Source organism: Cupriavidus sp. 01L46 (assembly GCF_056399905.1).
Genome location: NZ_JBFTSF010000020.1, coordinates 21,175 through 42,715, shown reverse-complemented (window position 1 = coordinate 42,715; position 21,541 = coordinate 21,175). Strand labels below are relative to the sequence as shown.

18 protein-coding genes are annotated in these 21,541 nt (G+C 66.6%); 9 read left to right on the top strand and 9 right to left on the bottom strand.

The genetic code is table 11. The features are described 5' to 3' along the window. The 3 genes from dxs to AC1DS3_RS05790 all read right to left on the bottom strand — a co-directional run. Window positions 1-1,426: 1-deoxy-D-xylulose-5-phosphate synthase (gene dxs, locus AC1DS3_RS05800; RefSeq protein WP_477126827.1), on the bottom strand; the 1,426-nt coding region annotated here is incomplete at its 3' end. A gap of 59 nt (window positions 1,427-1,485) precedes the next feature. Continuing rightward, window positions 1,486-2,406 carry a polyprenyl synthetase family protein gene (locus tag AC1DS3_RS05795; protein ID WP_441634473.1) on the bottom strand — a complete coding sequence of 307 codons (921 nt, stop codon included), beginning with the start codon at window positions 2,404-2,406 and terminating at the stop codon, window positions 1,486-1,488. After that, window positions 2,403-2,693: an exodeoxyribonuclease VII small subunit gene (locus AC1DS3_RS05790; RefSeq protein WP_441634471.1), complete on the bottom strand. Its 291-nt coding sequence runs from the start codon at window positions 2,691-2,693 to the stop codon at window positions 2,403-2,405. The genes AC1DS3_RS05795 and AC1DS3_RS05790 overlap by 4 nt, the downstream gene beginning before the upstream one ends. A gap of 358 nt (window positions 2,694-3,051) precedes the next feature. Between AC1DS3_RS05790 and AC1DS3_RS05785 the strand changes: the two genes are divergently transcribed. The 3 genes from AC1DS3_RS05785 to AC1DS3_RS05775 all read left to right on the top strand — a co-directional run bounded on the left by AC1DS3_RS05785 (window position 3,052) and on the right by AC1DS3_RS05775 (window position 6,280). Continuing rightward, entirely contained in the window at window positions 3,052-4,155 is a 1,104-nt protein-coding gene (locus AC1DS3_RS05785) for an aromatic ring-hydroxylating oxygenase subunit alpha (protein ID WP_441634469.1), read from the top strand. Window positions 4,156-4,410: 255 nt separating this feature from the next. Then, window positions 4,411-5,331, top strand: a complete 921-nt coding sequence (locus tag AC1DS3_RS05780; protein ID WP_441634467.1) for a DMT family transporter — start codon at window positions 4,411-4,413, stop codon at window positions 5,329-5,331. Between the two features lie 91 nt (window positions 5,332-5,422). Then, entirely contained in the window at window positions 5,423-6,280 is an 858-nt protein-coding gene (locus AC1DS3_RS05775; RefSeq protein WP_477126826.1) for a sulfurtransferase, read from the top strand. Between the two features lie 30 nt (window positions 6,281-6,310). Here AC1DS3_RS05775 and AC1DS3_RS05770 read toward each other — a convergent pair whose 3' ends face one another. The 4 genes from AC1DS3_RS05770 to polA all read right to left on the bottom strand — a co-directional run bounded on the left by AC1DS3_RS05770 (window position 6,311) and on the right by polA (window position 12,685). Beyond that, on the bottom strand, window positions 6,311-7,090 hold the full coding sequence (locus tag AC1DS3_RS05770; RefSeq protein WP_441634525.1) for a ZIP family metal transporter: 780 nt from the start codon (window positions 7,088-7,090) through the stop codon (window positions 6,311-6,313). 236 nt (window positions 7,091-7,326) lie between these two features. Next, on the bottom strand, window positions 7,327-8,199 hold the full coding sequence (locus AC1DS3_RS05765) for a dienelactone hydrolase family protein (RefSeq protein WP_441634463.1): 873 nt from the start codon (window positions 8,197-8,199) through the stop codon (window positions 7,327-7,329). Window positions 8,200-8,358: 159 nt separating this feature from the next. Then, window positions 8,359-9,687, bottom strand: coding sequence for an NAD(P)/FAD-dependent oxidoreductase (locus AC1DS3_RS05760; RefSeq protein WP_441634461.1), 1,329 nt, complete (start codon window positions 9,685-9,687; stop codon window positions 8,359-8,361). Window positions 9,688-9,886: 199 nt separating this feature from the next. Continuing rightward, a complete protein-coding gene (gene polA / locus AC1DS3_RS05755; protein ID WP_477126825.1) occupies window positions 9,887-12,685 on the bottom strand; it encodes a DNA polymerase I in 2,799 nt (932 codons plus the stop codon). Window positions 12,686-12,689: 4 nt separating this feature from the next. Between polA and AC1DS3_RS05750 the strand changes: the two genes are divergently transcribed. The 4 genes from AC1DS3_RS05750 (at window position 12,690) to AC1DS3_RS05735 (ending at window position 16,291) form a co-directional block, all read left to right on the top strand. Continuing rightward, window positions 12,690-13,628, top strand: a complete 939-nt coding sequence (locus AC1DS3_RS05750) for an LOG family protein (protein WP_441634457.1) — start codon at window positions 12,690-12,692, stop codon at window positions 13,626-13,628. A gap of 222 nt (window positions 13,629-13,850) precedes the next feature. Further along, complete coding sequence (locus AC1DS3_RS05745) at window positions 13,851-14,285, top strand: hypothetical protein (RefSeq protein WP_441634455.1); 435 nt, start codon at window positions 13,851-13,853, stop codon at window positions 14,283-14,285. 216 nt (window positions 14,286-14,501) lie between these two features. Continuing rightward, window positions 14,502-15,485 (top strand): homoserine kinase, encoded by a 984-nt coding sequence (locus AC1DS3_RS05740; protein ID WP_441634453.1) that lies wholly within the window; start codon window positions 14,502-14,504, stop codon window positions 15,483-15,485. A 5-nt stretch (window positions 15,486-15,490) separates the two neighbouring features. After that, window positions 15,491-16,291, top strand: coding sequence for a BPSS1780 family membrane protein (locus AC1DS3_RS05735; RefSeq protein WP_006159000.1), 801 nt, complete (start codon window positions 15,491-15,493; stop codon window positions 16,289-16,291). A 25-nt stretch (window positions 16,292-16,316) separates the two neighbouring features. Here AC1DS3_RS05735 and AC1DS3_RS05730 read toward each other — a convergent pair whose 3' ends face one another. Further along, window positions 16,317-17,111, bottom strand: coding sequence for an amidohydrolase family protein (locus AC1DS3_RS05730; RefSeq protein ID WP_441634451.1), 795 nt, complete (start codon window positions 17,109-17,111; stop codon window positions 16,317-16,319). Between the two features lie 151 nt (window positions 17,112-17,262). Between AC1DS3_RS05730 and AC1DS3_RS05725 the strand changes: the two genes are divergently transcribed. Together AC1DS3_RS05725 and AC1DS3_RS05720 are read left to right on the top strand one after the other, a co-directional pair. Next, a complete protein-coding gene (locus AC1DS3_RS05725; protein ID WP_441634449.1) occupies window positions 17,263-18,030 on the top strand; it encodes a GntR family transcriptional regulator in 768 nt (255 codons plus the stop codon). Window positions 18,031-18,099: 69 nt separating this feature from the next. Then, window positions 18,100-19,077, top strand: a complete 978-nt coding sequence (locus AC1DS3_RS05720) for a tripartite tricarboxylate transporter substrate binding protein (RefSeq protein ID WP_477126824.1) — start codon at window positions 18,100-18,102, stop codon at window positions 19,075-19,077. A 25-nt stretch (window positions 19,078-19,102) separates the two neighbouring features. Here the strand turns inward: AC1DS3_RS05720 and AC1DS3_RS05715 are convergent, their stop codons facing one another. Beyond that, a complete protein-coding gene (locus AC1DS3_RS05715) occupies window positions 19,103-21,469 on the bottom strand; it encodes a UvrD-helicase domain-containing protein (RefSeq protein WP_477126823.1) in 2,367 nt (788 codons plus the stop codon). Between the last annotated feature and the right edge of the window lie 72 nt (window positions 21,470-21,541).

Sequence of the window (21,541 nt, the reverse complement as noted above, 5' to 3'; positions counted from 1 at the left end):
GGTAACGCACGGCGGTCGGGCAATCCTGCTGGTACGCGGTGGTCAGCAGCTGGCGGCATTCGTTCTCGTCGGCCGGCGTCATCACCATCATGTTGGGGATGCAACGCAGGAACGCGATGTCGTAGGCGCCCGCATGGGTCGCGCCGTCGGCGCCGACCAGGCCGGCGCGGTCGAGTGCGAACACCACCGGCAGATTCTGCAGCGCCACGTCATGGATCAGCTGGTCATAGCCGCGCTGCAGGAACGTGGAGTAGATCGCCAGCACGGGCTTGAGGCCTTCGCAGGCCAGCCCGCCGGCGAACGTCACKGCATGCTGCTCCGCGATGCCCACGTCGTAGTAGCGGCTGGGGAAGCGCTTCTCGAACTCGACCATGCCGGAGCCTTCGCGCATGGCGGGCGTCACCGCCACCAGCTTGGGGTCGGCGGCGGCCATGTCGCATAGCCATTCGCCGAACACCTGCGTATAGGTCTTGCGGGCGGGCTTGGTCGACGGGCGGATGCCTTCGGCCGGGTTGAACTTGCCAGGGCCGTGATACAGGATGGGGTMGGCCTCGGCCAGCTTGTAGCCCTGGCCCTTCTTGGTGACCACGTGCAGGAACTGCGGGCCGCCGCCTTCGAGGGCGCGCTGGCGGATGTTCTGCAGCGTCGGCACCAGCGATTCGAGATCATGGCCGTCGATCGGGCCGATGTAGTTGAAGCCGAATTCTTCGAACAGCGTCGCCGGCACCATCATGCCCTTGGCATGTTCCTCGAAGCGCTTGGCGAACTCGAGCACCGGCGGGGCGACCGACAGCACGCGTTCAATGCCCTTCTTGGTGGCCGCGTAGAACTTGCCGCTCATCAGCCGCGCGAGGTGGCTGTTGAGCGCGCCCACCGGCGGCGAGATCGACATGTCGTTGTCGTTGAGCACCACCAGCAGCGGCAGGTCCTTGTAGACACCGGCGTTGTTCATGGCCTCGAAGGCCATGCCGGCGGTCATCGCGCCGTCGCCGATCACGGCGATGGAAACGCGCTTCTCGCCCAGCGTGCGGGCGCCCAGCGCCATGCCCAGCGCAGCCGAGATGGAGGTGGACGAATGCGCGGTGCCGAAGGTGTCGTACTCGCTTTCCGAGCGGCGCGGGAAGCCCGAGATGCCGCCCCACTGGCGCAGCGAATGCATGCGGTCGCGGCGACCGGTCAGGATCTTGTGCGGATAGCTTTGGTGCCCCACGTCCCAGACAACGCGGTCATCCGGTGTATTGAACACATAGTGCAGGGCAATGGTCAGCTCGACCGTGCCCAGGTTGGACGACAGGTGGCCGCCGGTCTGCGATACCGATTCGAGCACGTAGGCGCGGAGTTCGTCGGCCAGCGTCTTGAGCTGGCGGCGGTCCAGCCTGCGAAGGGCTGCGGGGTCGTCAATAGTTTTGAGCAGTGCGTAGGTCATGATGTCCGTTCGGCGGCCGGATTCTTGTGCCCGGTTGTCAGTTTTTCCTGCGTATCCAATCAATTCGAGCGCAGCACGATGAGATCGGCCAGTTCGCCCAGGCGTCGGGCGCGCGCGCCGAACACCACCAACGCTTCGTGCGCCGTGACCCGAAGCTGCTCCGCCAGCTGGCGTGCAGGCTCGAGCCCCATCAGCGACACGTAGGTCGGCTTGTCGTTTGCCGCGTCCTTGCCGGCGGTCTTGCCCAGCGTGGCGGTATCCGCGATCACGTCGAGGATATCGTCCACCACCTGGAACGCCAGGCCCACGGCTGCGGCGTAGCGGTCGAGCGCGGCCAGGCCGGCTTCATCCACGGCACCGCAGTAAGCGCCCATGCGCACGCTGGCGCGCAGCAACGCACCGGTCTTCATGCGGTGCATGCCTTCCAGTTCTTCCAGCGACATGGCCAGGCCGACATGCTGCAGGTCGATCGCCTGCCCGCCTGCCATGCCCACCGAGCCGGAGGCCCGGGCCAGTTCCGCTACCAGGCGCAGGCGCGCGGCGGCGTCGAGCGAGGCCAGCGAGGCCGATTCGGCCAGCACCACGAAAGCCTGGGTCTGCAGCGCGTCGCCCACAAGCAGCGCCGTCGCTTCATCATAGGCCCTGTGCACGGTGGGACGGCCACGACGCAAATCGTCATCGTCCATGCAGGGCATATCGTCATGCACCAGCGAATACGCGTGGATCATCTCCACCGCGCTGGCTGCCGCGTCACAGGCCTCGGGGGCAGCACCCGCTACTTCACCGGCCGCGTGCACCAGCAAGGGGCGAACCCGCTTGCCACCGCCGAGCACAGCATACCGCATGGCTTCGTGCAGCGTGCAAGGCACTGTCTCCACAGCCGGCAGCCCGGCGTCGAGCGCGGCCTCGGTCCTGGCGCCCGTGGCGCGCATCCACCCGGCGAAATCGCCGGCTTCGGTAGTTTGTTGCGACTCGCTCATTCCAGGTCTCCGGCGTCGGTGGCCATGGGCTTGAGCACATCGCCGTCCAGCACTTTAACCTGTTGTTCCACGCGTTCGAGCATCTGCTGGCAGTACCTGACCAGTTCGGCCCCGCGCTTGTACGCGGCCAAAGAATCTTCCAGCGGCAAGGCGCCGCCCTCCATGCTGGCTACCAGCGCCTCCAGTTCGGCCATGGCGGCCTCGTAGGAGGCGGGTGGCGCGGAGGCGGACCGCTGGTCGGTCGCGGCCGGATCGGTCTGGGCCGGGGAGCTCGTAGTCTTTGGCATTGCGGACATTGAATCTGGGGAAGCTGGGATTTTACGCCAAAGCGGGGCATTGCCCGCATCCCATGCAACAGGGGGCATCGACAGCGTTGCCGGAAAGTGACTTGTGCGCTCGGGTCGTCTTTCCGAATGCGCCCCGAACGACACCTCCATGACGACCCGGGTCGACTTTTTCGCTAAAAAGGCTAAATAATCAGTCCCTTAACTTTTTCGCTCGGGTACAATCCGCGGTTCGTCAGCGCGATCTCCATCTTTCGGTCCGGAAGCGGGCCAGGGCGCGGCTGACTGTCTTTCCCATATCGATTTCTTTTTCGATGGTTGGGTTGTTCACTGCTTTCGCCTGTCATAGGGAGTGGGGATAATGTCCAATCTCAGCACCGCGCTGAAACTGGTGCCGGCTGATACGCAGTTGCCCGTAGACGTCTACATCGACGAGGCACTGCATCAACAAGAACTGGAACTGCTGTTCAAGAAGGGCCCGGGCTATGTCGGCCACGAGCTGATGATCCCCGAAACGGGCGATTTTCAGGCGCTGGCCGCCGAGGACGAGGGCCGCATCCTGGTACGGAATGCCGACGGGATCGAGCTCATGTCCAATGTCTGCCGCCATCGGCAGGCCATCATGCTCAATGGCCGCGGCAATGCGAAGAACATTGTCTGCCCCTTGCACCGCTGGACCTACGACCTGAAGGGCGAACTGCTCGGCGCGCCGCATTTCGCCGAGCGTCCGTGCGTCCACCTGAACCGCTCGCCGCTCCAGAACTGGAACGGCCTGCTGTTTGAGGGGCAGCGCGACGTTCGCGCCGACCTGGCCCGCCTGGGCGTGGCCGAAGACCTGAACTTCGAAGGCTACCTGCTCGACCACGTCGAGATCCACGAGTGCAACTACAACTGGAAGACCTTTATCGAGGTCTATCTGGAGGACTACCACGTCGTGCCGTTCCACCCGGGCCTCGGGAGCTTTGTCTCCTGCGACGACCTGAGCTGGGAATTCGGCGACTGGCACAGCGTCCAGACGGTCGGGTTGCACGCGGGCCTGAAGCGCCCGGGCAGCCCTACGTACCAGAAGTGGCATGAGGCCGTGCTGCGCTTCAACAACGGCGTGCTGCCCAAGTACGGCGCGATCTGGCTCACCTACTACCCCAACATCATGGTGGAGTGGTATCCGAACGTGCTGGTGGTCTCCACCCTGCACCCGCTTGGGCCGAACAAGACGCGCAACGTCGTGGAGTTCTACTACCCCGAGGAAATCGCGCTGTTCGAGCGCGAGTTCGTCGAGGCCGAGCGCGCCGCCTACATGGAAACCTGCGTCGAGGACGACGAGATCGGCGAGCGCATGGACGCCGGGCGCCGGGCGCTGGCCAAACGCGGCGTCAGCGAGACCGGCCCGTACCAGTCGCCCATGGAAGACGGTATGCAGCACTTTCATGAATGGTATCGCCGCGCCATGTCCTTCACGGACTGACCCGCCAGCCAAGGCCCAGCGGGCCGCGGCATCGGCGCCACAGTGAAGAATCAAGCAAAACGGACCGCCCAGGCGGTCCGTTTTGCCTTTGGTGCGGTGCACACTCGCTGATACAATCGCCGCTTCCGGTGTGCGCCCGGCGCCTCGCCGCCTGCCTTGCCGGCCATCCGCCCCGTGCGGAGCCTTTCGCGATCCAGTTCCCCGCCCCCGCCCGGAGCCGCTTCGCGCGCTGTCCATTCTTCCTTTCGCCCCACCATGCAATCGCTCTGGATGCTGTTCGCCGCCTTCGCCTTCTCGTTAATGGGGGTGGGCGTCAAGCTGGCATCCGAGATCTATGCTACGGGCGAGATCGTGTTCTACCGCAGCCTGATCGGCGTGATCATCATGTGGACGGTGCTGGCTTCGTCGGGCACCTCGGTGCGTACGCCGCACATGGCCATGCATATCAAGCGCAGCCTGTTCGGCGTGACCGCCCTGCTGCTGTGGTTCACCTCGATCACCATGCTGCCGCTGGCCACGGCGATGACCCTGAATTACATGTCGCCGGTCTGGATCGCGCTGATCCTGGGCGCCGGCGCAGCCTTGACCGGCACCGGCGGCGCGGACCGCAAGCTGATCGGCGCCATCCTGATGTCGTTCGGCGGCGTCATCTGCCTGTTGCAGCCGTCCGTCGGCCATAACCAGCTCACCGGCGGCCTGATCGGCCTGATCTCCGGCATGTTCACCGCGCTGGCCTACGTCGAGGTGCGCCAGCTCGGCCAGCTGGGCGAGCCCGAAGGCCGCATCGTGTTCTATTTCTCGGCAGTCGGGATGGTGGTAGGCCTGGCCTGGATGCTGTACACCGGCCCGAGCACCCACACCTGGCGCGGCGCGGGCCTGCTGCTGGCGATCGGCATACTGGCCACGCTCGGCCAGACCGCGATGACGCGCGCCTACAAGCGCGGCAACACGCTGCTCACCGCCAACCTGCAATATGCCGGCATCGTGTTCTCCAGCCTCTGGGGCATGATTGTCTGGCGCGACCAGCTCAATTGGCTGTCCTGGGTCGGCATGGCACTGATCATCGCCAGCGGCATCGCCACCACGCTGACCCGGGCGCGCGAAGGCTCCAACCGGCAGCCAACCGCCGATACCCCGGTCAAGTCGGCCGAGGCGGAAGTGCACCCCGAGGTGTAGCATCTGGGGGTGCCGGACCGTGCTCACTCCGCCCCCCCACCGCGCCTGCCCGTGCCGTTGCGGCGCAACGATCCCAACCCAAGGTTACGCCATGTTCACCACCCTGATCTCCAGCCAGGACCTGCGCGCGCTGCGCGAAGACGGCAGCCGCCACAGCGTCGTGATCGATTGCAGTTTCGACCTGGCCAACCCGGCCACCGGACGCGAGGCCTATCACATGGGCCACCTGCCCGGCGCCTTCTACCTGCACCTGGACAACGAACTGTCCGGYGAGAAAACCGGCACCAACGGCCGGCACCCGCTGCCGGACCCGGATACGCTGACCGCGCGCCTGCGCGTGCTGGGCGTGAACGAAGACACCCAGGTCATTGCCTACGACGCACAGGGCGGCATGTACGCGGCGCGCKCCTGGTGGCTGCTGCGCTGGCTGGGCCACGGCGCGGTGGCCGTGCTGGATGGCGGCAAGAATGCGTGGGTGGCGGCGGGCCTGCCGCTCGAGGCAGGCAACGCGCCGGAGCCCGAAACCCCGGGCAACCTGACGCGCAAGGCGGCGCTGGTGGCCACGGTGGACGCCGGCGCCGTGCTGGCGAACCTGGCAAATCCGGCCCGGCTGGTGGTGGACGCCCGTGCGGCAGACCGCTTCCGTGGCGAGAATGAAACGCTGGACCCCGTAGGTGGACATATCCCGGGCGCGGCCAACCRCTTCTTCAAGGACAACCTGGGGGAGAACGGCAGCTTCAAGCCGGCTAGCGCATTGCGCCAGGAATTCGCGCAGGTGCTGGGCAGCAAGCCGGCCAGCGAGGCGATCATGCAGTGCGGATCGGGCGTGACCGCCTGCCATAACCTGCTGGCACTGGAAGTGGCCGGCATGCCGGGCGCGGCGCTCTATCCGGGCTCGTGGAGCGAGTGGTGCGCCGACCCGGCGCGGCCAGTGGCAAGCGGGGCCTGATGGCGAGCGGCGCAAGCCGCCCGGGCCAGCTTATCTGACAGCAGCCGCCACGCCATGCGCATGGCCATGCGCTTCGTGCACGCCATTGGTGATGAAGAAGATAGCGCAGATCCCGGTGGCGACCAGCACGACCTGGATGATCGACTCGCGCCAGCGCGGCTTGCGCTGCATCTGCGGCATCAGGTCGCTCACGGCGATATAGACGAAGCTGCTTGAAGCAATCACCAGCACGTAGGGAATCCAGCCGCTCATCTGGTCGAGCAGGTAGTACCCCACCACACCGCCTGCGATGGCCGCCAGGCTGGACAGCAGGTTAAAGGCAAAGGCGCGCGCCTTCGAGAACCCGGCGTTGAGCAGCACGATGAAATCGCCCACCTCCTGCGGGATCTCGTGCGCGGCGATGGCCAGCGCGGTGACCAGGCCAATATGCGGATCCGCCAGGAAGGCCGCGGCGATCACGATGCCGTCGGCGAAATTGTGGAAGGTATCGCCCACCAGGATGGTCATGCCGCTACGGCCAGCTTCCTCGCGGTCATGGCCGTGGTGATGGTGGTGCCCATCGCCCTCGTGATGATGCGAGTGGCGCAGCAGCGCGACTTTCTCCAGCAGGAAAAAGCCGAGCAGGCCGGCCAGCAGGGTACCGAACAAGGCTCGCGGATCGGCGCCGGATTCGAACGCCTCGGGCAGGGAATGCAGCAGCGCCGTGGCCAGCAGCACCCCCACCGAGAAGCTCACCATGCGCTCGACCACGCGGGAGGCCACAGTCAGCGACAACAGCGCCGCGCCAAAGATACTGCCCACCCCCGAGATGGTGGCGGCAAGCAGGATGTAGACAAGCGTGGAATCGATGATGGGCTCCCGGGATCGGCTTTTCCGTTCTTAGGGAGCAGCATCGATCTCAAACGCAACACGGTTGCAAGAAACGAAGCCCGCATTGTACGTAGGTTGCAGCCGGTTTTGCAAATCCCGTAGCACAGGCCGATCTTGGCTGCGGGCGCGGCAGCGCCGCCCCCTGCTGCAAATGCGTGCCTGGGCGTGCCCGCGCCTCAAACCCCGTGCTGCTTGAACCAGGCCAGGCAACGCTGCCAGCCGTCCTTGGCATCCGCTTCCCGGTAGCTCGGGCGGTAGTCCGCGTTGAAGGCATGGCCGGATTCCGGGTAGACCACGAACGAGGAAGCCTTGGCAAAGGGGTCGCTCGATGCCGCCAGCGCCGCCTTCATCTTCTCGACCTGTTCCTGCGTGATGCCGGTGTCCTTGCCGCCGTAGAGGCCCAGCACCGGCACCTTGAGCTGGCCGGCCAGGTCGATCGGGTTGCGCGGCTTGATCGGGGTCGGCTCGCCCACCAGCTGGCCATACCAGGCCACGCCTGCCTTCACCTGCTGGCTGTGCGCGGCGTACAGCCAGGTAATGCGCCCGCCCCAGCAGAAGCCGGTAATGGCCAGGCGGCTGGTGTTGCCGCCGTTGGCCTTGGCCCAGGCTACCGCAGCATCGAGATCGCCCATCACTTGTTCGTCGGGGACCTTTGAGATCAGCTTCGCCTGCAGTTCCTGGATGGTGCCGAAGCTGCTCGGGTCGCCCTGGCGCGCGAACAGCTCCGGCGCGATGGCGAGGTAGCCCAGCTTGGCAAAGCGCCGGCAGATGTCGGCGATGTGCTCATGCACGCCGAAGATCTCGCTCACCACCAGCACCACCGGCAGGCTGGTCTTGCCTTCCGGCTGGGCGCGGTACGCGGGCATGTTGAAGCCGCCCGAGGAAATCGTCACCTCGCCGGCGGTGAGGCCGGCGAAATCGGTCTTGATGGCCTGTGCCATCACGGGCAAGGCTGCTGCGGCAAAGGCCGAACCCAGCGCCGTCTTGACGAACGCGCGGCGGTCAAAGGACTGGCTGGGTACGAGGCTGTCGACTTCTGGCTTCAGCATGCGGTCTCCTGTCTGGCGTGGATGGCGAATCTGGATGGACAACGCACGGCGCGGCACAGCCGCCGTGGCGAGATCCGATTCTAAGCAAACATGGAGTCCAGCGCACGCGGCCGGCAAGCGGGGCGATTCGCAGTGCGATTCGCCCTGCGCCGGCGCGTGTCAGTGCAGCTTGACGCGCGGGCTGGTCTTGCTGCGCAGCCAGTGGGTCACGGTATCGAGCCCCATGCCCACGGCGCCGTGCAACGCCATGACGTGCATGCGGTACAGGGAGCTGTACATCACGCGCGCCATCAGCCCTTCGATAAACATGGAGCCGCCGATCAGGCCGCCCATCAGGCTGCCGACCGCGCTGAAATGGCCCAGCGACACCAGCGAGCCCAGGTCCTTGAAGGCAAACGACGGCAGCGGCTTGCCGCCCAGGCGCGCGCGCAGCGCGCCGTAGAGGAACATGGCCTGCTGGTGCGCGGCCTGGGCGCGCGGGGGCACCGCGCCCTGCTTCTCGGGCCAGGGGCAGCTGGCGCAATCGCCAAAGGCAAAGATATCGGGATCGGCCTCGCTTTGCAGCGTGGGCTTGACGATGATCTGGCCCATGCGGCTGACCGGCAGGCCCAGGGTGGACAGCACCGCCGGCGCGGTAATGCCGGCGGCCCACACCGTCAGGTCGGCGTCGACCCGCTTGCCGCTGGCGGTCAGCACCGCATCCTCGGTGACTTCGGTCACGCGCTCGGCGGTGAGGACTTCGATATCGAGCTTGTGCAGCAGCTTGGTGGTTTCGGTGGACACGCGCTCGGACAGCGCGGGCAGGATGCGCGGGCCGGCCTCGATCACGTGGATGCGCACATCGCGGCGCGGATCGAGCTGATGCAGCCCGTAGGCGCTGAGCACGTGCGCGGTATTGCGCAACTCGGCAGAGAGCTCGACACCGGTGGCGCCGGCGCCGATGATGGCAACGTCCACGCGCGGGCGGTTGTCCTCGCCGATGCGCCCGCGCCCGTTCTGGGCGCGCACGCAGGCCGAGATCAGCTTGCGGCGGAAGCGCTCCGCCTGGTCCACGGTGTCGAGCGCGATGGCGTTCTCGGCAGCGCCGGGCACGCCGAAGAAATGCGTGACGCAGCCAATCGCCAGCACCAGGGTGTCATAGAAAAGATCGCGTGCGGGCAAGAGCTCCGTGCCGTCGAGGTCGACGCAGGCCGCCACCGAGATGGTCTTGCGATCCCGGTCGATGCCGGTCAGCTCGCCTTGCTGGAATTCGAAATGATGCCAGCGGGCCTGCGCCACGTATTCAAGCTGATGGGTGTGGGGATCCATGCTGCCGGCGGCAACTTCATGCAGCAGCGGTTTCCAGATATGCGTGGGGGAGCGGTCCACCAGCACGACCTGCGCGGCCCCGCCCTTGCCGAGCTTGTCGCCCAGCCGCGTGACCAGCTCCAGCCCGCCTGCTCCTCCTCCGACTACGATGATGCGATGCGCCCTTCCCTCTGTGCTCATGATCTACCCAGTGTCGTCGATATTCTTTTGCGGGGCCTGACGCGAGCCAGTGACCTCGGCTTTTMATCAGTCTGCTGCACAGCAGCACAACTGGCAAGACGCCATTCACCGATTCAGCGGTMGCTTCAATCGAAACCAGGATGCAGGAATACCGGGACGGGTGCAATCCCGGGGCGGCCCCGAAGGCCGCCCCGCGAGCTCAGTGGGCCTCCTCCCAGTTGCTGCCGGCGCCAACCTCGGCCACCAGCGGCACACGCAGTTCAGCCACGTTGCACATCAGTTCCGGCAACTTCACCTTGACCAGTTCCAGCTCGGCCTGCGGCACTTCCAGCACCAGTTCATCGTGCACCTGCATGACCTGGCGCGTGCCCAGGCCATCGCGTTCCAGCCAGTCCTGCACCGCGATCATCGACAGCTTGATCAGGTCGGCGGCAGTACCCTGCATCGGCGCATTGATGGCGGCGCGCTCGGCGCCCTGGCGGCGCGGGCSGTTGCCGCCATTGATGTCCGGCAGCCACAGGCGGCGCCCGAACACGGTCTCGACAAAGCCCTGCTCGCGCGCGGTCTGGCGCGTTTCTTCCATATACCGCGCCACGCCGGGATAGCGCATGAAATAGCGGTCGATGTAGTGCTTGGCAGCCTCGCGCTCGATGCCGAGGTTGCCGGCCAGGCCGAAGGCGCTCATGCCGTAGATCAGGCCGAAGTTGATGACCTTGGCATAGCGGCGCTGCTCGCTGCTGACGGCATCCKGCGCCACGCCGAAGATCTCCGCGGCGGTGGCGCGGTGCACGTCCTCGCCCTCGGCGAACGAGCGCATCAGGTTCTCGTCGCCAGAGATATGGGCCATGATGCGCAACTCGATTTGCGAGTAGTCGGCCGACACGATCACGTTGCCCGGCCCGGCGACAAAGGCCTCGCGGATGCGCCGGCCTTCCTCGGTGCGCACCGGGATGTTCTGCAGGTTGGGCTCGGTGGAAGCCAGCCGGCCGGTCACCGCGGTGGTCTGCCCGTAGCTGGTGTGCACGCGGCCGGTGGCCGGGTTGACCATCTTCGGCAGCTTGTCGGTGTAGGTGGACTTGAGCTTGGCCAGGCCGCGGTAGTCCAGCAGCAGCTTGKGCAGCGGGTAATCCTCGGCCAGCTTCTGCAACACCTCTTCGTCGGTGGACGGCGCGCCGCTGGCGGTCTTCTTGACCACCGGCAGCTTCATCTGGCCGAACAGGATCTCGCCGATCTGCTTGGGCGAGCCCAGGTTGAAAGGCTGGCCCGCGGCCTCGTACGCGGCCTGCTCCAGCGTCAGCATGCGCTGGCCGAGCTGCGTGCTTTGCGCGCCCAGGCGCTCGGCGTCGATCAGCACGCCGTTGCGCTCTATCTTCTGCAGCACCACCGAGACCGGCATCTCGATCTTTTCGTAGACGTAATGCACCCCCGGCAACGCCTCGACCTGCKGGTACATATTGCAATGCAGGCGCAGCGTGACGTCGGCATCCTCGGCCGCGTACTCGGTGGCGCGCGCGATGTCGATCTGGTCAAAGCCGATCTGGCTCGCGCCCTTGCCGCACACTTCCTCGTAGCTGATGGTCTTCAGGCCGAGCAGGCGCTCGGCCAGGCTGTCCATGCCATGGTTGCGGTGGGACGCCAGCACGTAGCTCTGCAGCATGGTGTCGTGCACGATGCCGCGCAGGCTGATGCCGTGATTGGCAAAGACATGCGAATCGTACTTCAGGTTCTGGCCGACCTTGCCGCGCGACGGGTCTTCGAGCCAGGCGCGCATGCGCGCCAGCACGGCCTCGCGCGTGAGCTGGCCATTGGCTTCCAGGCCCACCACATCCGGGCCGCGGTGCGCCACCGGGATATAGCAGGCTTCGCCCGGCTCGATCGACAGCGAGATGCCGACCAGTTGGGCCTGCAGCGGGTCCAGCGAAGTGGTCTCGGTATCGATGGACACCAGCGGCGCGGCTTCGATGCGCCGCATCCAGGCCTCCAGCGCCGCCTCGGTGGCGACGGTCTCGTAGCGGATCTGGGCCGGGGCTGGGGCACTGTCGAACAGGCCGCCCTGGGCCGGGCCCGCATCGGCGCCGGCCGCAGGCGCCGCCGCGCTCRCACGCGCCTGGGCGCGCGGGTTGGGCAGGCTTTCGCCGGTGACCTCGCGCAGCCAGGTCTTGAAGCCATAGCGCGCAAAGAAGTCAATCAGCTTGTCCTTGTCCTCGCTGCTACCCTCTAGCTGGTGGAAGTCGGCCAACGAGCTCGTCAGGTCGCAATCGGTCTTGACCGTCACCAGCTCGCGCGCCTTGGGCAGCCACGCCAGCGTGTTGCGCAGGTTCTCGCCCACCACGCCCTTGATGCCGGGGGCATTGGCCATGACATCGTCGAGCGTGCCGTACTCGGTCAGCCATTTGACCGCGGTCTTGGGGCCCACCTTGGGCACGCCAGGCACGTTGTCCACGGCGTCGCCAATCAGCGAGAGATAGTCGACGATGCGCGCCGGCGGCACGCCGAACTTGGCGGCCACGCCGGGCGGGTCGAGAATCTCCCCGCTCATGGTGTTGACCAGCGTGACGTGGTCGTCGACCAGTTGCGCCAGGTCCTTGTCGCCAGTGGAGACCACCGTGCGCATGCCTTCGGCGGTGGCCCGGCGCGCCAGCGTGCCGATCACGTCGTCCGCCTCCACGCCTTCCACCACCACGATGGGCCATCCCAGCGCACGCACCGCTTCGTGGATCGGCTCGATCTGCTTGGCCAGGTCCTCGGGCATCGACGGGCGATGCTCCTTGTAGGCCGGATACAGGTCGTCGCGGAAGGTCTTACCCTTGGCGTCGAACACGCAGGCGCTATACTCTGCCGGGAAATCGCTGCGCAGCTTGCGCAGCATATTGATCATGCCGTAGATTGCCCCTGTGGGCAGGCCCTCACCGTTCCTCAGGTCCGGCAGAGCGTGATACGCACGATACAGATAGCTCGACCCATCGACGAGCAAGAGTGTTTTTGGACTATCCGACATTCCCATGGACTCAAAATTGACTGGTGCCGCCGCAGGCGGTGCGAACGCCGCCCCCCCTTCCGACGCAGCCGGCGCCGATAACCCGGCGGCAGCCCTCAAGCAGGCCGCGCATGGCAGTATTACCACCGCGGCCGATATGGACGTGAACGTGACGGTCAGCGCCGCTGCCGATGGCCCGGGAGATACGTCTCCCGCCGCCGGCATCCGCGCCAACCCACGCAAGATGATTCCCAGCCTGCGTGCGCTGGCCGACGAAGACCGCGCGACTGCAAAGAAGGCGCGCGCTTCGTGGCAAATGTTCACGATTATGGCAGAGTTCATCGAGGCGACCGAGTACCTTTCGGAGATCCGCCCGGCGGTGTCGATCTACGGCAGCGCGCGCCTGCGCGAGGATTCGCCTTACTACCAGCGCACCATCGAGATCGCCCGCCTGTTCTCCGACGCCGGCTTCGCGGTGATCTCGGGCGGCGGCCCGGGCATCATGGAGGCGGCCAACAAGGGCGCCCACGCGGGCAAGTCGGCCAGCGTGGGCCTGAACATCGAGCTTCCGCACGAGCAGCAAGGCAATCCCTACCAGGACATCGCCATGCGCTTTCGCCACTTCTTCACGCGCAAGGTCACCTTCGTCAAGAATTCGGACGCCTTTATCGTGATGCCGGGCGGCTTYGGCACGCTGGATGAGCTGGCCGAAGTGCTGACGCTGGTGCAGACCGGCAAGTCCCGCGCCGTGCCGGTGGTGCTGTTCGGCAGCCGATTCTGGAAGGGCCTGCTTGACTGGTTCCGCTTCACGCTTCTGCCGATGGGCCTGATCGCCGAGCATGACCTCGACCTGATGAAGATCGTGGACGAGCCGCACGAAGTGCTCGAAGCGGTATATGAGTACTACGAGCAGCGCGGTGGCGACAACCCGATCCCGCCCAAGGAAGAGATGTTCTACCTGTGATGTTCTACCTGTAAGCCAGGTAAGAACAGGCCCGCCTGGCTGCTTCCGGGCGCGCCGCCCGCCCCGCAAAGGTGCCCGCAGGGTCACCGCGATGGGCCCGGCGCGGGCAGGAATTGCTAGAATGGAAGCCTGACACAACTGCCAAAGCCCGGCGCCGCCGGGCTGCAGCGCCATTTGTGGCGCAGCATGCCCCCGGCCTGCTGCACCGCGCAGGAGCCTTCAATGACCTCCCCCTCACTCCTGGCCACCGCCCGCGCGCAAGCGCCGGAGCCGCTTGGAGCCCCCCGTACGGCCGCCGTCCGCGCGCTGGCTTTTGCGGCACTGGTGGCGCTCGGCGCCCCGGCCGCGGTGATGGCGCAGCCGGCCGAGCAGGCAGGCGGCGCGCTGACCCAGCAAGAGCTGAACCAGATCAACAACAAGCCGATCACCTCACCGGCCAAGACCCAGCTAAACCAGCCTCGCGAACCGAGCTTCCAGCTCAATGAGCGGGATGGCACCCAGATCCGCGAGTACAAGAACAAAGGCCAGGCCACCGATATCGAGGTCAAGTCCGGCATGGGCACCAAATACCAGATGAGCAAGCCGGAAGACAGCTCGCCGAAGATCCGGGACCATGACACGAACCGCGTACCATCGGTCAAAGTGCTGCAATTCTGAGTATCGGGGCGCCAGGTTTTAGAATCCCGGCTTGCGCACCCTGATTTTCGCGTCCGTTCTTGTTTCTGCTGTCTGGTTTCTGCTGTCTTGTTTCTGATTTCCCACGACCCCGCCAGATGATCACGGCGGGGCCGCGCCGGCGCTTGCGGCATCCATGCCGCGAAAGCCAAGCTCTGCTTGCGCCCGCCGCCATCCGTTTCGATTCACACAAAGAGTATGGCCGTATTCACCACGGTCTCGCCGGACGAGATCGCCAGTTGGCTCCTTGACTACAACCTGGGCGAAATGCGCGACTTGCGCGGCATTGCCTCGGGCATCGAGAACAGTAACTTCTTCCTGACCATGGAGCAGGACGGGGTCACACGCGAGTACGTGCTGACCATCTTCGAGCGCCTGACGTTCGAGCAACTGCCGTATTACCTGCACCTGATGGCCCACCTGGCCGCGCACGACATCCGCGTGCCGGCGCCCATCCCGGGCCGCGACGGCGAGATCCTGCGCGCCCTCAAGGGCAAGCCGGCGACCATCGTCACGCGCCTGCCGGGCGGCTCGCAGCTGACGCCTGGCGTGGGGCACTGCGCGCAAGTGGGTGACATGCTCGCCCGCATGCACCTCGCCGGCCAGAGCTATCCGCGCCAGCAGCCCAACCTGCGCAGCCTGCCGTGGTGGCAGCAAACGGAAGGCGAGATCCTGCCCTTCCTGGATGCCGGCCAGCAAGCATTGTTGCGCGAGGAACTGGCCCACCAGACCGCTTTCTTCGGCGGCGCGGAGTACGCGGCGCTGCCCGGCGGCCCTTGCCATTGCGATCTGTTCCGTGACAACGCGCTGTTCGAGGATGGCCCTGCCGGGCAGGAGAAACTGGGGGGCTTCTTCGATTTCTACTTCGCCGGCAATGACAAGTGGCTGTTCGACCTGGCTGTCACCGTCAACGACTGGTGCATCGACCTGGCCAGCGGCGCGCTCGACGCCGCCCGCGGCCAGGCCTTGCTGCGGGCTTATCATGCCGTGAGGCCGCTGGGCCCCATCGAGGCGCAGCACTGGCGCGACATGCTGCGCGCCGGCGCATTGCGCTTCTGGATTTCCCGCCTGTGGGACTTCTACCTGCCACGCGAGGCCGACATGCTGCAACCGCATGACCCGACCCACTTTGAACGCATCCTGCGCCGGCGCATCGAAGCCGCCGCGCTGCCCTGGACCTGACCGTCATGCAATTACTGGAAGTCTCCGCCAAGGAAGGTTATGTCTGGTTCCGCCAGGGTGTCTGGCTGTTCCGCAAGAACCCGCTCGCCTTCCTGATGCTGTTGTTTGTCTACCTGATCGCCGCGCAACTGGCCGTGTTCGTGCCGTTGATCGGCATCATCGCGCTGCTGGTGGTCACCCCGGGCCTGTCGGTCGGCATCATGACCGCCTGCCGCGAGGTGATCCTGAACAAGCGTGTGCTGCCGACCGTATTACTGGCGGGATTTCGCGGCAACGGCAAGCAAGCGAGCCGCAACCTGCTGGTGCTGGGCGGCATCTATGCAGGCCTGGTCTTCGTGCTGAGCCTCATCGCGGGCAGCCTCGTGGACATCAGCACGCTGGTGCCGATCCTGCTCAAGGAAGAAGCGCCKTCGGCGGAATCCGTGCGGCAGCTTTACTTCGCGCTGATGATCGGGGCCGCGCTGTACACGCCGATTGCCATGCTGTTCTGGTTTGCGCCGCTGCTCACCGCATGGCACAACGTGCCGCCGGTCAAAGCACTGTTCTTCAGCTGGACCGCGTGCTGGCGCAACCGTGGCGCGTTCCTGGCTTATGGCGTGGTGTTCGCGGTCTTGCTGGTGGCGGTGCCTTTTTTCCTGGAGGCGTTGTTCGGCGCATTGGGCGCTGAGGCGGTGCTGTCCTTCCTGGTCACACCGTACTCGCTGCTGATGCTCGCGATCATGTATTGCTCGTTCTACGCCACCTACCGCGGCTGCTTCAATGTCGTGCCGGAAGAAGCCGCCGGCAGGCCGGACCTGGCCGCCTGAAGGCGGGTCACGCCGGTCACCCGGGTCACGCGGCTCGCAGGCCAAACAGCCGGGCCGCGTTTCGGTCCGGCGCCTCGCACAGCGGGCCCAGCCACTCCCACACCTTGCGCTGCAGGCCGGCATAGCCGGCCTCGGCCTCGTGATTGGTCCAAGGCCAGTCCGATCCCCATAGCAAGCCTTGCTCGCCCAGGCAGTGGTGCCAGCCAGCCACCACGCCTGCCAGGTCCGCCATGTCCGCCGCCAAGCGATACGGCGCACTCAGCTTGACGTAGACCTCCCTCTGCCGGCGCCAGTGCGCGGCGCAAGCCAGCATCGGCGCGTCGGCCTGCGCGCCAGGCGCGGGCTTGCCAAAATGATCCAGCACCAGCGCGATCGGCACCGCCGGCAGCCAGGCCCGCAGTTCGTTGAGCCGGCCCGGATCGGTGTGCAGCTCCAGGTGCCAGCCCAGCGCATGGGCCGCCTCCAGCAGCGCGGGCCAGCGCGCATCGCGCCATGACGCGTCGTTGTGCCGCCCCACCATATTCCAGCGCAGGCCGCGCACGCCCAGGCCGTGCAGCCGCGCCAGCTCGCCAGCGGATGCCTCCGGGCCCACCACGCAAACACCACGCAGCGCGGGCGAAGCCGCCAGCGCTGCTTCCAGCTCGCTGTTGTCGCAGCCGAAAAAGCTTGGCTGCACCACCACGCCCGCGCGCACGCCATGCGCCCCGGAGATGGCTTGCCACTGCGCCAGGCTGGCGCCGTAGGCGGGCCGGTAGCGCGCCCCGCCCACGGCGGGTGCATCGGCGGAAAACACGTGGAAATGGGAATCGATCTGAAACATGTTCTGGCCCAAGGAACGGCGCGTGCCGCCATGAATGGTAGCGCCGGTTGACACCCGCGCCCCTCCATTCTATGCTCTAGTCCTATAGATGACTAGAGTTCACTACTCTCCCCGAACAGGCACCGCCGCCGGGGCACGCATGGAGACACGAATGCCAGACCGTTCCGCCCTGCCCGACCCGACGGGAGCCGGCCTCGACGCCTCGCCAGCCAGCCTGGCGGCGCCGCGCTGGGCCCGCATCGCGACCGCGCTCAAGGGCCGCATCCTGGCCGGCGAATGGGCTTCCGGCACCGCCATTGCGGCCGAGAGCGCACTGGCCGAGCACTACGGCGTGGCGCTGGGCACCATGCGCGCCGCCATCCAGGCACTGGTGGACGAAGGCTTGCTGGAACGCGTGCATGGCCGCGGCACCTTTGTGCGCGGCGCGCTGACCGGCGCCACCATGGCGCGGTTCTTCCGCTTTGGCGATGCTGGCTCGGAGATCCCCGAGTCGCGCATCGTATCGCTGCGCACGCTGGCGGCGCCGGCGGATGTCGCCGTGCAGCTTGGCCTGGCTGCGGGCACGCCGGTACTGCGCGTACTGCGCCAGCGCGGCTGGGAAGGCCAGGTCCGCCTGCTAGAGACCATCTGGCTGCCGGCGCCGCTGTTTGGCGCGCTGGCCACGCTCAAGCCGGCCGAGTTCGCGCCCCTGCTCTACCCGATGTATGCCGAGCGTTGCGGCGTCACGGTCGGCCGTGCCGTCGACGACCTGCGCTTCACCCGGCTGGGCGCGCGCGAGGCCGCCCAGCTGAGCTTGCCAGAGGGCCATCCCGCACTGGCGGTCAGCCGCGTGGCGTTTGACCTGGCGGGCCGGCGCGTGGAGTTCCGCCAGACGCTGGGCAATGCCGACGATTTCCACTATCGCGCCGAGGTTCGCTGAACCCGCGCGCGGCGCCACCGCAAGCGCGGGCCGGCGCAGCACCCAGACCTACACATCCCGAGGAGACCCATGCGATTCCCGATCCGTCTTTGCGCCACCGCCCTGTGCTGGCTCGCCGCCGGCACCAGCAGCCTTGCGCACGCGCAGGCCTGGCCCGCGGCCAAGCCCATCCGGCTGGTGGTCACGTACGCGCCCGGCGGCGGCGCCGACACCATGGCCCGCATGATCTCGCCGCGCCTGGGCCAGGAGTTGGGACAGACCATCGTGGTGGACAACCGGCCCGGCGCGGGCGGCCAGATCGGCACGGACCTGGTCGCCAAGTCCGCCCCGGATGGCTATACGGTGCTGCTCGACGCCGCCTCGTTTGCCGCCAACCCTTCGCTCTACAAGCGGCTGCCCTACGACCCGGTCAAGTCCTTTGTCCCGGTCTCGGTGCTGGCGCTGTATCCCAACATGCTGGTCGTGAACCCGAAGTTCCCGGCCAAGACCACGCAGGAGCTGATCGCGATGGCACGCGCCAAGCCAGGCAGCATTGCCTATGCGTCCTCGGGCAACGGTTCGGCCCAGCACCTGGCGGGCGCGCTGTTTGCGCAGCGCATGAAACTGGACCTGCTGCACGTGCCCTACAAGGGCGGCGGCCCGGCCATGGCCGATGTGATTGCGGGGCAGGTGCCGGTGTTCTTTGCCAACACGGCGTCGGGCCTGCAGCATGTGCGCGCGGGCAAGCTGCGCGCGCTGGGCGTGACTGGCGCCAACCGCACGGCCATCCTGCCGGACACGCCAACGCTGGCCGAGGCGGGCGTGCCGCACTATGAGGTCTACGAGTGGAATGGCGTGTTCTTGCCGGCGGGCACGCCGCCGGAGATCGTCAAGCGGCTGTCGGATGCGATCCRCAAGGTCATCAACCTGCCGGAGAATCGCGAGCGCGTGACCAGCCTGGGCGGGGAGATCGTGGCCGGTACGCCCGCCGAGGCGGCGAAGTTCATCCAGGCCCAGACCGCCGAATGGGCCAAGGTGATCAAGGAAGGCAACATCCAGCTGGACTGATCCCTCCGCCTGGGCGCCCGTCCGCTCAGTCGATCGGGTCCAGCTTGGCGACCGACAGCACCAGCCATTTGGCGCCGTGGCGCTTGAACTTGATATTCGCGCGGGCGGCTTCGCCCTCGCCTTCCAACCCGGCGATCACGCCTTCGCCAAACTTGTTGTGGAACACGCTCTGGCCAATGCGCAAGCCGGAGCCAGCCTGGCGCTTGGCGTCGGCATAGCCGTTGCCGGTGTCCATGCCGCCGGTAGGCTGGGTGCCAGAATAGGGAACGTCCTCCGCCTTCTTGAACCAGTCGCGGCCCCAGCCGCCCTCGTTCTGCTGGCGGCGCTGCGAACCACCGCCGCCGCCATAGGCCTGCGCAGGCGGCATCAGCCACTTGAGCGATTCCTCGGGCAGCTCCTCGAAAAAGCGCGAGCGMACGTGGTAGCGCATCTGCCCGTGCAGCACGCGGCTTTGCGCGAACGAGAGATAGAGGCGCACGCGCGCACGCGTGATGGCCACGTACATCAGGCGACGCTCCTCCTCCAGCCCGTCGGCCTCCGTGGCGCTGTTCTCGTGCGGGAACAGCCCTTCTTCCAGCCCGGTGATGAAGACCGCGTTGAACTCCAGCCCCTTGGCGGCATGCACCGTCATCATCTGCACGGCGTCCTGGCCCGCCTGCGCCTGGTTGTCGCCGGCTTCCAGCGAGGCATGGGTGAGGAAGGCCACCAGCGGGGTCATCACCGCCGGCAGCGCCTCGGGATCCAGCACCTGCTGGGCCTGGTCGCCCTCGGCCAGCGCGGGCAGGGGCTGCGCGCCATCGCGCCCGACCGGAATCGCGCTGGCCAGCGCGTCCAGCCCAAAGCCTTCCTCCGTCACGAACGCCTGCGCCGCCGTCACCAGTTCCTGCAAGTTCTCGATGCGGTCCTGGCCTTCTTTTTCAGCGCGGTAGTGCGTGATCAGGCCGCTGGTGTTGGTCACGTACTCGACTGTTTCCGGCAGCGTCATGCGGCGCGTCTCGGCACGCATCTGCTCGATCAGCCGCACAAAGGCGCCCAGCGTGCTGCCGGCCTTGCCGGGCACGAAGGCCACGGCTTCGGCCAGCGAGCAGCTGTACTGGCGCGCCGCATCCTGCAGGGCTTCCAGCGAGCGCACGCCGATSCCGCGCGYSGGGAAATTCACCACGCGGCCGAAGGCAGCGTCGTTGCGCGGGTTTTCCAGCARTTGCAGGTAAGCCARCGCGTGCTTGACTTCGGCACGTTCGAAAAAGCGCAAGCCGCCGTACACGCGATAGGAAATGCTGGCCGAGAAGAGCGCGTGCTCGATCACCCGCGACTGCGCGTTGCTGCGGTAGAGGATGGCGATCTCCGAGCGGCTCATGCCCTGCGCGATCAGGTCACGGATTTCCTCCACGATCCAGCCGGCTTCCTGGCCGTCGGTGCCGGCCTGGTACACCCGCACCGGCTCGCCGTGGCCGGCATCGGTGCGCAGGTTCTTGCCCAGGCGGCGCGAATTATGGGCGATCAGATGGTTGGCCGAATCCAGGATGTGGCCATGGGAGCGGTAGTTCTGCTCCAGCTTGATCATGTGGCGCACGCGGAACTCGTGTTCGAAGTCGCGCATGTTGCCGACATTGGCGCCACGGAACGCGTAGATGCTCTGGTCGTCGTCGCCGACCGCGAATACCGCGGCCGGATTCTGCGTGCCGAAGCCGGCCAGCATCTTAAGCCACTGGTACTGCAGCACGTTGGTGTCCTGGAACTCGTCCACCAGCACATGGCGGAAGCGGTGCTGGTAGTGCTGGCGGATCGCGTCGTTGTAGCGCAGCAGCTCGTAGCAGCGCAGCAGCAGCTCGGCGAAGTCGACCACGCCTTCGCGCTGGCACTGCACATCGTAAGCGGCGTAGAGATCGACGAAGCGGCGGTTGAAGTCGTCGTTGGCCTCCACGTCGGCCGGGCGCAGGCCTTGCTCCTTGGCGTTGTTGATGAAGTACTGCAGGTTCTTGGCCGGGTACTTCTCATCATCCACGTTCAGCGACTTGAGCAGGCGCTTGAGGGCGGAGAGCTGGTCCTGGCTGTCGAGGATGGCGAAGGTCTGCGGCAGGCCGGCGTCGCGGTAATGCGCGCGCAACATGCGGTTGCACAGCCCGTGGAAGGTGCCGATCCACATGCCGCGCGTGTTGATCGGCAGCATCGAGGTCAGCCGCGTCATCATTTCCTTGGCGGCCTTGTTGGTAAAGGTCACCGCCAGCAGGCCGGCGGGCGACACCCGGCCGTTCTGGATCAGCCACGCGATGCGGGTGGTCAGCACACGCGTCTTGCCGCTGCCCGCGCCAGCCAGGATCAGCGCCGGCTCGTCAGGCAAAGTGACGGCGGCTAGTTGTTCAGCATTGAGATTGGCAAGCAGGTCGGACATCGGGGAGGCCTTGTGGAGTGCCCCGAATTATACCGGGGCGCCCCTCGTGCCAGTACGGCGCCCGCTGCCGGA